The organism is Synechococcus sp. CS-205 (assembly GCF_025128255.1).
Taxonomy (GTDB): domain Bacteria; phylum Cyanobacteriota; class Cyanobacteriia; order PCC-6307; family Cyanobiaceae; genus Regnicoccus_A.
Genome location: NZ_JAHLZB010000024.1, coordinates 241514 through 254258 on the forward strand (window position 1 = coordinate 241514; position 12745 = coordinate 254258).

9 protein-coding genes are annotated in these 12745 nt (G+C 67.7%); 8 read left to right on the forward strand and 1 reads right to left on the reverse strand.

The annotated features are described in order from the left end of the window. Nucleotides 1–15 precede the first annotated feature (15 nt). A complete protein-coding gene (locus KQ297_RS06460; RefSeq protein ID WP_259738672.1) occupies nt 16–4584 on the reverse strand; it encodes a translocation/assembly module TamB in 4569 nt (1522 codons plus the stop codon). 68 nt (nt 4585–4652) lie between these two features. On the opposite strand from KQ297_RS06460, the gene KQ297_RS06465 reads away from it, so the two are divergent. The 8 genes from KQ297_RS06465 (at nt 4653) to KQ297_RS06500 (ending at nt 12717) form a co-directional block, all read left to right on the forward strand. Continuing rightward, nucleotides 4653–5120 (forward strand): Ycf51 family protein, encoded by a 468-nt coding sequence (locus tag KQ297_RS06465; protein ID WP_259738673.1) that lies wholly within the window; start codon nt 4653–4655, stop codon nt 5118–5120. Between the two features lie 14 nt (nt 5121–5134). Then, complete coding sequence (locus tag KQ297_RS06470) at nt 5135–5524, forward strand: DUF4332 domain-containing protein (RefSeq protein WP_259738674.1); 390 nt, start codon at nt 5135–5137, stop codon at nt 5522–5524. Nucleotides 5525–5592: 68 nt separating this feature from the next. After that, nucleotides 5593–5919: a hypothetical protein gene (locus tag KQ297_RS06475; RefSeq protein ID WP_311133986.1), complete on the forward strand. Its 327-nt coding sequence runs from the start codon at nt 5593–5595 to the stop codon at nt 5917–5919. 36 nt (nt 5920–5955) lie between these two features. After that, nucleotides 5956–7500, forward strand: coding sequence for a CocE/NonD family hydrolase (locus KQ297_RS06480; protein ID WP_259738675.1), 1545 nt, complete (start codon nt 5956–5958; stop codon nt 7498–7500). Between the two features lie 29 nt (nt 7501–7529). After that, entirely contained in the window at nt 7530–8258 is a 729-nt protein-coding gene (locus tag KQ297_RS06485) for a DUF3887 domain-containing protein (protein ID WP_259738676.1), read from the forward strand. A gap of 57 nt (nt 8259–8315) precedes the next feature. Then, nucleotides 8316–10625, forward strand: a complete 2310-nt coding sequence (gene glgB / locus KQ297_RS06490) for a 1,4-alpha-glucan branching protein GlgB (protein ID WP_259738677.1) — start codon at nt 8316–8318, stop codon at nt 10623–10625. A gap of 26 nt (nt 10626–10651) precedes the next feature. After that, entirely contained in the window at nt 10652–11710 is a 1059-nt protein-coding gene (gene hemE, locus KQ297_RS06495; RefSeq protein WP_259738678.1) for a uroporphyrinogen decarboxylase, read from the forward strand. Further along, on the forward strand, nt 11707–12717 hold the full coding sequence (locus KQ297_RS06500; RefSeq protein ID WP_259738679.1) for an NAD(P)-dependent oxidoreductase: 1011 nt from the start codon (nt 11707–11709) through the stop codon (nt 12715–12717). Before hemE ends, KQ297_RS06500 begins: the two co-directional genes overlap by 4 nt. Nucleotides 12718–12745: the final 28 nt, after the last annotated feature.

Below are 12745 nucleotides of genomic sequence, written 5' to 3' on the forward strand. Positions count from 1 at the left end.
CTCAAGCGGAGCCCATCAGAAGCGGAAGAACAACTGCAGCTGGCTCTGCCAGCGCCCTTCGGTGTCGAAGGATCCCTGCAGGCCCAGGGTGTCACTGGCCTGGTAGCGCAGGGTGAGCTGGGGGGGGATGTCGGTGCGGTTCGGTGCCGCCAGCACCGAGAAGTTGAAGCGCTCGGTGATGTCGAGGCCCAGCTCCGAGCCCAGCACCAGCTGGGCGGGAGCCCGGCGGGACTCCCGCCGTGATCCCGACGCATTGCTGCCCACCTCGTTCGCCGACGGGGTGAAGAAGGTGGGAAAGATCGAGAAACTCACCCGCTGGCCGAAGGCGTTGCTGAGGGTCCCGATCAGTGGCGAGAGCAGCGACTGACCGAAGACCGTGGCCAGGGCCGTCGTGGCGTTGCCGCCGCTCAGACCCGCCAGGGAACTGCCGCCGATCAGCGCCACCAGCCGCTCTTGCGACAGGGGTGGGGAGCTGCGGATGGTGAGGGATTCCTGGATCTGGTCGGCCGGACCACTGGCGGTCACCACCACCTTGATCAGATTGAGCTGATCGAGCGGGGTGTAATCCCCCCGGAGGTCGGTGTCGTCGATCCCTCCCCGGCTCCGGCCCACCCTGAGGGTGTCCGACACCCTGGTGCGCAGGGCGATGTCCACATAGGGGATCAGCCCGAGGCTTGGGGTGAACACCGCCACGTTGGGGGCGTCGGGATCGAGGGTGAAATTGGTGGTGAACAGGCTCAGGCGACCACCGAGCAACCGCACCACACCACTGATGCTGAGGCTGGGGTCGATCGGGCCATTGAGGGCGAGGCTGCCGCCCGTCTTGAAGTTGGCCACCGGCGGCACCACCACCTCCAGATCCGGGCCGAGGGCAAGACGCAGGTTGTCCAGACGCAGAAGGGGTACCCGTGGCACTGATTCACGCAGGGACTGGGCCGTGTCACTCTCCACATCGGGGCCGAGCAACACCAGGGGTTTCTCGAAGTTCCAGTCTTCCTCTGCCAGCCGCTTCGCCGGCTTCGGTTTGAGGACCCCGTCGGCGTCTTCCTGGGCCAGGGCCCCGGGCTGACCATTGATCGTGCCCTTGCTGAAGCGCAATTCACCGCTCAGCTGCGGTCGCAGCAAGCTGCCGCGCAGGGCCAGGCTGCCGTCGGTGAGCGCGTTGAGGCGGGGCCCGCTGATGCGGGCTTTGCTGATCGTCAGGTTGAGGGGTTGACGCTGGGTGATGTCTTTGAACAGACCCAGACCCCCGCTGCCGTCGAGCTCGCCCTGGCTGCCCATGCGGGCCTTGAACTCCTGCACCAGCAACTCTTCGAAATCGAAGAGCACCGTGGCCTGGAGCTGGCGGATCTCCTGACCGCCCACCACCAGCTCGCCGTCTCGGAAGCGCAGGAAGCCGTTCGCCAGCGGTTGGAGCAGGCTGCCCCGCATCAGCAGCTCCAGGTCGGCGTTGCCCTTGCGCCATTGCAGTCCTTGTCCCACCAGGGTGCTGATGAAGCGCAGGCCATCGCCTCGGCTGGAGAGCCGCAGCTTCAATCCCTCCTCGCGGGGATCGAGGGGAATGGTGCCGCTGAGGTCGATGCTGCCGTCGGCCCCTTCGCTGCGCAGGGAGGCCGCCAGGGCCAGGGCTTCCCCTTCCAGGCTCACATCGGCGTCCTCGAGCCGCAGTGGGATGCCGTTGAGGCTGGCGTTGCTCAGGCTCAGGCTGGTGCGGAATGCGCGCTCGCGGGTGCCGGATCCCAGCTGATACGAGCCCTCCAGATTCACCCCCCCACGCAGGCTGCTGGGCACGGGTGTGGCCAGGGCCAGCAGGGTCAGGGGGAGGTTCTCAAGGCTGAAGCTGCCCTTCCCGCCCTGGATCGGTCCTTGAATCCGCACCCGGAAGGGATCGAGCTCGAGGGCCTGGTCGCGGTCGTCGGCCCGCATCCAGACGTGGCCCTTGGCGGCCACGTCGAGGTTGAGGCGTTCCAGATCGGCTCCGGCCAGGTTGACGTCGAGATCGACCAGACCACGCAGGTCTTCGAGCGTCATCCGTGATCCGGCGGGCCTGGTGGGCCGAAACTCCGCCAGCCTTGCCTGAGCGGCCCGCAGGGCCTGCAACTGGCCATCGATCGTGCCCCCGAGGGTGTCGATCACGAGCGTGCCCAGATCGCTGGCCCTCCCCCTGGGCGGTGGAGCTTCGCCCCGCCAGATCGTCAGGGCCTGGGCCAACTCCTGGAACAGTTGCAGTGGCAATCCCCGGCCTTCGATGCGGGTGCTCAGACCTCCCCTGCGCTGCCCATCGGCGCTGAGGGCCACCGTTCCACCGGTCAGGGGGGTGAACTCGCCCTTCAGGCGGAAACGCCCTGCGCTGTAACGGCCGGAGGCGGCCAGCCGCTGCCCGCGCACCCCCATCAGCATCGGCCTCTCCAGGGCCACGCTCCCCTCCATGGCCAGAGGCTGAAGATCCAGAATCCCCTTGCCGCTGAGCAGACCATCGAGGGCCCTGGGCCTGGCGGGATCCCCCAAGGCCAGGCGCAGGCCCCTGAGGGGAAAGCGGGACGCCTGCCAGCGGTAGCGACGGGCATCGCCGTTGAGGGTCAGCAGTCCCTGCTGGCGCCGCAGCTCCACCTGGGTGGGCAACCAGGAGCGGTTCAGCTGTGCCTTCAGGCTTCCCCCCGAGGCAGGGGCGACGGCATCCAGAGCCAGGTCGCCGCCGCCGCCTGAGCGTGCCGTCAGCCTTCCTTCCCAGGTTTCCAGCAGTTGCAGCGGCCCCCCGCCGGGCTGACGCACCGACAGCCAGAGGTCGGGCCGCAGGGCCGAGAGGGGTCCGCTCAGGCGGCCCCGGGCGCTGAGCTCCCCCTGAAGGGTGGTGCCCAGCAAGGGGCCGATCCGGGCCAGGGCGTAAGGCCTGAGCTGGAGGTTCAGCCCCAGATCACCCGCCACCAGGCCGCGCCGGCGCTGCCAGCGAAGGGGGAGGCCGCCGTCGGCACTGAGCTCCGGACTCTCGAAACTCAGCAGACTGAGGCGATTGCCGGACCAGGCCAGATCGGCGCTGATGGGTCCGAGCAGCAGGGTGTCCTCCAGGCGGAGTCCGGAGGGGGCGCTCAGCCTGGCTTTCAGGCGTCCGAGAGGACCAGGGCGGTCACCGTCGGGACCGGCGCTGGCCTGGAGGTTGAGCAGGGTGGTTCCCTGGCGTTGGAAGGTGGCGCTGAGGGTCGGCTCCCTCAGGCTTCCCCCCAGCAGAAGCCCCCCCTCCAGCCACGAGTCGCGGCCCAGCAGGCCCTGGGCCACTGCTCCGGCCGGTTGCCAGAGGGATGGATGCAGCCTCAGCTGCTGGCTGCGCACATCAAGCCTGGGCCAGACCTGTCCCTGTGCCGTGAGTTCGGAGCGGCCGGAGCGCGCTTTCAGGCTCTCGAGACGCAGCTGAAGGCTGCGCCGCCAGTCGGCACGAAACAGGGCGTTGAACTTCAGCGGTTGGGGGCTGGTGGGGGTTCCTTTGCCCAGGGGGATGTGGCCATCCAGTGCCAGAAGGGGCTGCCGCCAGGGTCCGCGCAACCCCAGTCCGAGCCGATCGCCTCGCTTGGGGTCGTTGGCGGTCAGGCTCAGATCGAAACGGTTACCGGGAACCAGGGAGCCCTTGAGAGTTCCTTGCCAGTTCGCCATCCGCCAGGGGTCACCCTCCAGCAGGATCCGCTGCCCTCGGCAGCCGAGCGAGAGGCGTCTGGTCTGGAGTGGAGCCGGCAGAAGCGGATCACGCAGCTCGAGACCGGCCAGGCGCAGGGAGCCTCTGCAGCTGGCCTTCCCCTGGCTTCGGCTGAGCTCGAGACGGCCGTTGGCGGTTCCCTTAAGAGCCTGTTGGCGCGGGGGACGGGCGCGGGGGATCAGCGACACCAGGGGGGCCAGATCCCAGCGGCGCAGATCAAGGCCAAGCCGAACATCGCCATTGCCCCAGTTCGCCGACCCCCGCAGCAGGGCACGGCCACGGGCCCTGCTGGCCCCAGCGCTGCCCTGAGCCCGCGGCCTGGCCGTGACACGCCAGTCGGCGCTGCGACGGTGCAACCTCACCTCCCCCCGGCCCTGCAGCTTGAGGTCGAGATCGCCAGTGCCAAGGCGAAAGCGTGCGGGTTGCTCCAGCAGAAGCTTGAGCGACAGTCTTGGCGGTGGTTTCGTGCCTGCTGGCCCGAAGACCCAGACCTGTCCCTTGGCGTTCGGGATGAGGTTGAGCTGGGCCCCTCGGGGCCGCAGTTGCAGCACCAGGGCGCGCTCGAGGAGGGTGCTCGCCGGGTCCAGGCTTACCCCCAGCCCTTTCAGGCGCAGGTTGGAGCGGTCGGCCGGCCCGCTCAGCACACGGGTGGGACCGATGCTCAGACCCCAGGGCCTCAGCCCCTGATAGGGACCGAGCTGGATCGGGTGGCCAAGCCCACGACCGATCAGGGTTTCCAGCCGGGGCCGCCAGCTCTCGTAGGCCCAGCGCGCCAGGTGATCAGACCCCCACCAGGCTCCCAGCAGGCCTGCGCTTCCCCCCAGGACGGCCGCCAGCAGCAGCTGACTGCGGCGACTGCGGGGCTCGGTACCCGTCTCAGGCGAAGGCGGGGACCCCATCGGCTCGTTGCTGTCACCGCCTGAGGACGCCGCAATATAAAGGGGTTTCCGCTTCTGCCCAGGCCGCCATGCCCGTTGATCCGCTGTTGCTCAAAGCCGGTCTCTGGCTGGGGGCCGCCAGTGGAGTGCTGGCCGTGCTGATGGTGGCGGGATTCGTGCGGAGCTGGGGGATCCGCTTCCGCCTGGTGGGGGTCACCAGCTTCACGGTCCTGCTTTCCCTGTCCTGCCTCGCTTTTGCCATCAGTTATTCACCGCGCATCCAGGTGGAGGGAGCCGTGACCGTGCCGGTGGTCTTCGACAACGGAACCAGTCTTGTGGTCGCAGCAGCGCCGCCGGAGCTGTCGAGCGACACCTATGGCCCCACGGTGGAGCAGCTGGCCCTCAACCTGCGCGGCAGCGGTCGCAGCAGTGCCGATGGGCTGGTGCATGTGCGCCTGCGGCGGGTCGAGCCTGCCGGTGCCGGCACCAGCCGCCCGGTGGTGCTGGCCGAGGCCACCCGCAGCCTCGAGGACGGCACGGTGACCGTGCTGCGCTGAGCCCCCTGCTGCCGATGCTTGATGTTCCTCCCCACTTCAGCGCTGAGCAGACCCAGCTGCAGCAGGCAGGCCTGCAGGACTGGTCCTCCCTGGCCGCCCTGAGCGATCCGGCCCTGCGGCGCCTGGCCCGCCACGGAGCTTCCGAGCAGCGGCTGATCAGGTTGCGCGCCCAGGCTCGCCTGATCAGCGAGCTGGGTCTGGCCCCCGAGCAGGCCGCTCTGCTGCTGCATGCAGGCTTGGCCAGTTCCTCTGCTCTGGCTGAGGCCTCCCCCCAGCAGGCCCACCGCCAGCTCGGCCGCCTGCAGCGCTCGCTGATCGGATCCGCCCTGCCGGTGCCCACCCTTCCCGAGGTGCGCGCCTGGATCGCCACGGCCCGGCGGGCCTCCGGTCGCCCGGCAAACTGACCAAGATCTCTCCATCCAGACGCCGGAAGCCTCTCAAATGGAGTGATCCACCGAGTGGAGGACGTTTCTTGCCCTTGCCTTCTCTCACCGGACGACAACGCCCACTCCAGCCAGCAGTGAGACGACTGGCCTTCACCTGCTTCGCGGTGCTGCTCAGCGCTGCCCTTCCCCTGCCTCCGCTGCAGGCCGCCTCACCCCTGCTGGAGTCGGTCAAGCAGAATCCCCAGCTGGCCAAGCGTCTCTGCGACGACCTGCGTCAGCTCAACGGACGCGGGGTGACCTCCAAATCACCGGAAGCGATTGCGATGGTGGCCAAGAGCCAGGGGCTGAACTCCACCGATGCCGAGATTCTCACCACCTATGTGGTGGGTCTGCACTGTCCCGACGTGCGCTGAGTCTTCCAGCTGGACACCGAAGTTCTCGAGGAGTGGATGCCCTGCCCTGACGGGGTGTTGCTGGCGACCCGAATCTGGAAACCGACGCAGCCGGGCCGCTGGCCCCTGCTGCTCATGCGACAGCCCTACGGGCGGGCGATCGCGTCCACTGTCACCTATGCCCATCCACGCTGGTACGCCAGCCAGGGCTATGCGGTGGCGGTGCAGGACGTGCGTGGGCGAGGGGCGTCCCAGGGAGAATTCAGGGGGTTTGCCCAGGAGGCTGCCGATGGCGGCGTGGCCCTGGCCTGGGCCCGCACCCTCCCCTATGCCAATGGACGGGTGGGAACCTATGGGTTCTCCTACCAGGGGCTCAGCCAGCTGTTGCTCAGCCCGGGAAGTCCGCTTCCCGATGCCCTGGCACCCGCGATGGCCGGTCTTGACGAACGCCTGCACTGGGCCAGCGAGGGGGGTGCCCACTGGTGGGGGCTGGGCCTCGGCTGGGCGTTGCAGCTGGCGGCTGAAACCATGCGCCGCGCCGGGGACCCGAGCGCCTGGAATCGCATCCGCCGCAGCCTGCAGGACGGCACCTTTCCCTCCGATGGCCTGGCCCTGCTGGAGCGCCATGATCCGGGGGGGATGGGGCTGGGCTGGTTACGGCTGGATCCTGGCCAGCCCCAGGGCTGGCGGCGGCATGAGCCTCCCGAAGCCCTCTTCCGCCAGCCGATGCTGCTGGTGGGGGGCTGGCATGATCCGCACCTGGTGGGGGTGCTGGATCTGCTGGCCCGTGGCCGCGCCGCGGGCGCTGACCCCTGGGTGCGGATCGGTGCCTGGAGCCACCTGAACTGGAGCGGGGGACTCGATCGCCTGCAGCTGAGTTTCTTTGATCGGCACCTGCGGGGGAGGGAGGGACTGGAGGTTCATCCCAAGGAGGCGATCGCCGATCTGGGCAGCGGTCAGTGGCAGGGCCTGAGCGACGCCGGCAGCGGTCGACGGGACTGGTCCCTGGGCAGCGGGGGCCTGGCCGCCATTGATGCCGACGAAGGTCGCCTGCTTCCCGGTGGCGATGGAGGGGGTGCACTCTGGCTCGTTCACGACCCGTGGCGGCCGGTCCCGGGGCGGGGGGGACACCTGGGGCTCGACGCCGGCCCGGTGGCCCGCACGGATCTCGATGCCCGCTCCGATGTGGCCTGCTTCACCACGGCACCCCTGGATGAGCCGCTGCAGCTGGCGGGGCGGCCTGTGCTTGACCTGGAGATCTGCGCTGATCAGGACGGTTTCGATCTCTGTGGCGCTCTCTCGGTGATCCGCCAGGGCACGTCCTGGCAACTGAGCACGGGTGTGGTGCGCTTCCTCGGTCCCCACTGCCGTCGCAGGCAGCGGCGGCGCCTCAGCCTGCAGCCTCTGGTGGCCACCATCTGCGCAGGGGAACGGCTGCGGCTGTCCCTGGCCGCTTCAGCCTGGCCCCAGGTGGCGGTCAACCCCGGCACAGGCGAGTGTCCGCTGGGTCCTGTGGGCCCGGTCCACCGGGTGATCACCCTCGAACTGCAACTGGCCGATGCCCACCTGCGCCTGCTGCCGCTTGATCCTGGGGCAGACTGACGCGAGCCTGCTGTCCTCCGGTCATCTCCATGAACCTGCGTGTCCCCCTGCTGGCGATGGCCCTGGCTGCTGGCTTGCATGGGGGTCCGTCGCTGGCCACCTCCGCCCTGCCGCAGGCCCAGGCCCGCGCGGCCGGTCAGGTGTTGCTCGATGCCCTGAAACGCCAGGACAGTCAGGCCGTGTTCGATCGCCTGGCCCCTGATCTGAGGAAGCTCACCACGGTGGAGCGGGTGCGCCAACGACTGCGCGAACGACTGCGCGAACAGGGACCGATCCTCGACAGCCGCATCACCGAGGTGTCTTCGGGTGTGGATGACAGCACCGTGGAGGCGGAGCTGAGGGGATCCGCCGGCAGCCGGCCCCTGGTGCTGGTGCTTGATGGCCAAGGACGTCTCCTGGGCTGGGAACTGGATCAGCAGGACAAGCCGATCAAGCAGATCGCCACCACCTTCATCACCGCCCTCAGCGAGGGTCGTGTGGTCGATGCCCGCAGTCTGCTGATCCGCGAGCTTCAGGAGGAGATCACGCCCCAGGACCTCCTCAACCGCTGGAAAGATCTCGAGAAACTCACGGGTTCGTTTCAGCGCCTGCGCGGCACCGTGGTGGCCAGTGAAGGTGGTCCTCAGCAGCTGGTGCTCGTCACCACCCAGTTTCAGAGGGTCACCGACAACCTCTTCGTGATCTTTGATCCGGAGGGTCACATCATCGGCGTCGACTTCCCCGAAGACCCGGAGCGCCCAGGAGCCCCCCTGCCCTGATCCAGGGAGGCGGCAGGAACGGCGGGCCTAAGCTCCGCTTTCGACTGCCGTTGATCGATGCCTTCCACCAGCCTCGAATGGATGGTCCAAGACGGGCAGAGGCTTCAGGACTGCCGGCACGATCATCCTTTCGCCGTGCTGGGGCCCCAGCCCCACGGCGATGGCTGGGTGGTGCGGGCCTGGATGCCGGAGGCCAGCCAGGTGCACCTCCTGCTCGACGGCCAGACCCTGCCCATGGCCACACCCCACCATCCCTGGGTGTTCGAGGCAGAGCTGAGCGCTGATCCCGGTCGGCGCTACCAGTACAGGGTGCAGCGCGGTGGCATCGAGCACCAGCAACACGATCCCTGGGCCTTCCGTGAGGAATGGATGGGCGAGCTCGATCGCCATCTGTTCGCCGAGGGCAACCACCATCACATCTGGCGCCGCCTCGGCGCCCACCCCTGTGAGCGCGAGGGCATCGCCGGCGTGCAGTTCGCCCTCTGGGCCCCCAATGCCCGCAGCGTGGCCCTGCTGGGCGAATTCAACAGCTGGGATGGCCGTCATCACCCGATGCAGCTGCGCATCGGGGGAATCTGGGAACTGTTCGTGCCTGGTCTGACGACCGGCACGCTCTACAAATACGAGGTGCGCTCCCCCGAGGGCCACTGCTATCAGAAAGCGGATCCCTACGGCTTTCAGCACGAGGTCCGCCCCCAGACCGGCTCGGTGGTCACCCAGCTGGGCCAGTACCGCTGGGGCGACCAGGCCTGGCTGGCCGAGCGCGACAGCCGCGATCCCCTCAATCAGCCGATCTCGGTCTACGAACTGCACCTGGGCAGCTGGATGCATGGCCCGGCTGATCAGCCCTACATCGAGGCCGATGGCAGCCCGCGCCCGCCCGTGGCTGCAGCCGATCTCAAACCCGGCGCACGGCTGCTCACCTATCCCGAGCTCGCCGACCGGTTGATCCCCTATGTGAAGGAGAGGGGTTTCACCCACATCGAGCTGATGCCGATCGCCGAGCATCCCTTCGATGGCTCCTGGGGGTACCAGGTGACGGGCTTCTACGCCCCCACCAGCCGCTTCGGGCCGCCGGATGAATTCCGTGCCTTCGTGGACCGCTGCCACGCCGAAGGCCTCGGGGTGATCCTCGACTGGGTGCCTGGCCACTTCCCCAAGGACAGCCATGGCCTGGCCTTCTTCGATGGCTGCCACCTCTACGAGCATGCCGATCCCCGCATCGGCGAGCACAAGGAATGGGGAACGCTGATCTTCAATTACAGCCGCAACGAGGTGCGCAACTTCCTCGTGGCGAATCTGGTCTATTGGTTCGAGGAGTTTCACCTCGACGGCATCCGCGTGGATGCGGTGGCGTCCATGCTCTACCGCGATTACCTGCGCCCCGATGGCGAATGGCTGGCCAACGAGGAGGGCGGCCGTGAAAACCTCGAGGCGGTGCGCTTTCTGCAGCAGGCCAATTCAGTGCTGTTCCACCACTTCCCCGGAGCCCTCTCGATCGCCGAGGAATCCACCACCTGGCCGATGGTGACCAAGCCCACCGACATGGGTGGCCTCGGCTTCAACCTCAAGTGGAACATGGGCTGGATGCACGACATGCTCGATTATTTCGAGCTGGATCCCTGGTTCCGCCAGTTCCACCAGAACAATGTCACGTTCTCGATCATGTACCACTACACCGAGAACTTCATGCTTGCCCTCAGCCATGATGAAGTGGTGCATGGCAAGAGCCACCTGTTGCACAAGATGCCGGGTGACGACTGGCAGAAGTTCGCCAATGTGCGCGCTCTGCTCGCCTACATGTGGACCCATCCGGGCAAGAAGACCATCTTCATGGGCATGGAGTTCGGCCAGCGCTCGGAATGGAACGTCTGGGGCGACCTGCAGTGGGACCTGCTGCAGTACGAGGCCCACCAGGGGCTGCGCAATCTGGTCGACGATCTCAATCGTTTCTATCGCGAGGAGCCGGCACTCTGGAGGGAGGATTTCGACCACTACGGCTTCCAGTGGATCGACTGCAGCGACAGCCGCCATTCGGTGATCAGCTTCATGCGTCGGGAAACCCTTACGGGCCGCTGGGTGGTTGTGGTGGCCAACTTCACGCCCCAGAGCCATTCCCATTACCGGGTGGGGGTGCCGATGGAGGGCTACTACGCCGAAGTCTTCAACACCGATGGCAGCCGCTATGGCGGCAGCAACCTCGGCAATCTGGGGGGCAAATTCACCGAGGAGTGGGCGCTCCATGGCTACAGCCAGTCGCTCGACCTCTGCCTGCCGCCTCTGAGCGTGCTGGTGCTGCAGCGCGACCCGGTTCGCAGCCAGCCCCTCTGTGACGAAGCCACCGAAACAGGTGGTGCGCTCGGGTAGGTTCGCCCCTGGCATTCCTTTCACCCATGGCCGAATCGCTCCCCCTGCTGCTGCGCGCCGCCCGAGGTGAGCAGGTGGAGCGGCCACCGGTCTGGATGATGCGCCAGGCCGGGCGCTACATGAAGGTCTACCGCGACCTGCGCGACCGCCATCCCGGCTTCCGGGAACGCTCGGAGCAGCCCGATCTCTCCTATGAGATTTCGATGCAGCCGTACCGGGCCTTTCAACCCGATGGAGTGATTCTCTTCTCCGACATCCTCACGCCCCTGCCGGGGATGGGGATCGATTTCGACATCATCGAGAGCAAGGGACCGATCATCGACCCGCCGATTCGCAGCCTCGCCCAGGTGGAAGCGCTGAGGCCCCTGGATGCCGCGGCCTCACTTCCGTTCGTCGGCGAGGTGCTGGGCCGGCTGCGACAGAGCGTGGGCAACGGGGCGGCGGTGCTGGGCTTCGTGGGGGCCCCCTGGACCCTTGCCGCCTATGCGGTGGAGGGCAGGAGCAGCAAGAACTACGCCGTGATCAAGGCCATGGCCTTCCAGGAGCCGGCGCTGCTTCACCGCCTTCTGGGCCTGCTGGCTGATTCAATCGCCGCCTACGTGAGCTATCAGATCGAGAGCGGCGCCCAGGTGGTGCAGCTGTTCGATTCCTGGGCCGGTCAGCTCAGCCCGATCGACTACGACGTGTTCGCCGCTCCTTATCAGAAACGGGTGGTGGATCAGGTCAAGGCGAAGCACCCCGATACCCCCCTGATTCTCTACATCTCCGGCAGCGCCGGTGTGCTGGAGCGGATGGCCACCACCGGCGTCGATTTCATCTCGCTCGACTGGACCGTGGACATGGCCGACGGCTGCGCCCGCTTGCCGCAGCACCTCGGTGTGCAGGGCAATGTGGATCCAGGTCTGCTCTTCGGCACGCCGGAAGCGATCAGGGCACGTATCGTCGACACCGTGCTCAAGGCCCGAGGCCGCCGCCACATCCTCAACCTCGGCCATGGCATCCTGCCGGGCACGCCCGAAGAGAACGCCCGGGTGTTCTTCGAGGCCGGCAAGTCGGTGAACGAGCTGCTGGGGGCAGCCGTTTGAGCAGCGCCAACGGACCCGCCCGGGTTCTGATCACCGGAGCGAGCGGCTGCGTCGGCCAGGCCATCGCCGAGCAGTTGCTGGGCAACTCCGATGCCGAGCTGCTGCTCTGGCTGAGGGATCCCGCCAAGCTGACGGCCGTGCCCCGGCAGCATCCACGCATCAGCCTGCTGGTGGGGGACCTGCGCGATCAGGCACCCCATGCCGCTGCGATCGCTTCGGCCACCCGGGTGATTCACACCGCCACAGCCTGGGGCGACCCCGAGCGGGCCCATCAGGTGAATGTGGTGGCTGTGAAAGAGCTGCTGGGCCGGCTCGATCCCGAGCGGCTGGAGCAGATCATCTATTTCTCCACCGCCAGCATCCTTGACCAGCAGTTGCAGCTGCTGCCGGAAGCGGAGGCCTACGGCACCGAGTACATCCAGACCAAGGCCCTCTGCCTGCAGCAGCTGGAGCGCCATCCCCTGGCCGAGCGGATCGTCGCCGTCTTCCCCACGCTCGTGTTCGGTGGCTCGGTGGGTCCTGGCGATCCCCACCCCACCAGCTACCTCACGGCCGGCCTCAAGGAAGCGGTGCGTTGGCTGTGGCTGGCGAAGTGGCTGCGGGCCGAGGCCAGCTTCCATTTCATCCATGCCGCTGACATCGCCCTGGTCTGCTCCCATCTGGCCCTGAACCCCCACCAGCCCAATCCGGAGCCGAATCAGGGGCCGCTGCGCCGGCTCGTGCTGGGTCAGCCTGCCGTCACCGTGGATGACACCGTGAGCCGCCTCTGCCGCTGGCGCCGCAGCTGGCGGCCGCCTCTCGGGCTGGCGCTGAACGGCTGGTGGATCGAAGCCCTGATCCGGGTGCTGCCGATCGAGGTGAATGCCTGGGATCGCTTCAGCATCCGCCAGCGCCACTTCATCCACGACCCGGTGAGCCCGCCGGAGCGCTTCGATCTGGTGAGCCATGCCCCCAGCCTGGAGGCGGTGTTCGAGCTGGCGGGGCTGCCTCACCGCGGAAGGATCTGAAGACGTCATACGCTGCCCTCAGTGTCAG

What these genes read in the sequence shown, in the direction of transcription:
- KQ297_RS06460 (WP_259738672.1), bottom strand. Translation starts at nt 4,584, where the DNA reads ATGGGGTCCCCGCCTTCGCCTGAGACGGGTACCGAGCCCCGCAGTCGC.
- KQ297_RS06465 (WP_259738673.1), top strand. Translation starts at nt 4,653, where the DNA reads ATGCCCGTTGATCCGCTGTTGCTCAAAGCCGGTCTCTGGCTGGGGGCC.
- KQ297_RS06470 (WP_259738674.1), top strand. Translation starts at nt 5,135, where the DNA reads ATGCTTGATGTTCCTCCCCACTTCAGCGCTGAGCAGACCCAGCTGCAG.
- KQ297_RS06480 (WP_259738675.1), top strand. Translation starts at nt 5,956, where the DNA reads ATGCCCTGCCCTGACGGGGTGTTGCTGGCGACCCGAATCTGGAAACCG.
- KQ297_RS06485 (WP_259738676.1), top strand. Translation starts at nt 7,530, where the DNA reads ATGAACCTGCGTGTCCCCCTGCTGGCGATGGCCCTGGCTGCTGGCTTG.
- glgB (WP_259738677.1), top strand. Translation starts at nt 8,316, where the DNA reads ATGCCTTCCACCAGCCTCGAATGGATGGTCCAAGACGGGCAGAGGCTT.
- hemE (WP_259738678.1), top strand. Translation starts at nt 10,652, where the DNA reads ATGGCCGAATCGCTCCCCCTGCTGCTGCGCGCCGCCCGAGGTGAGCAG.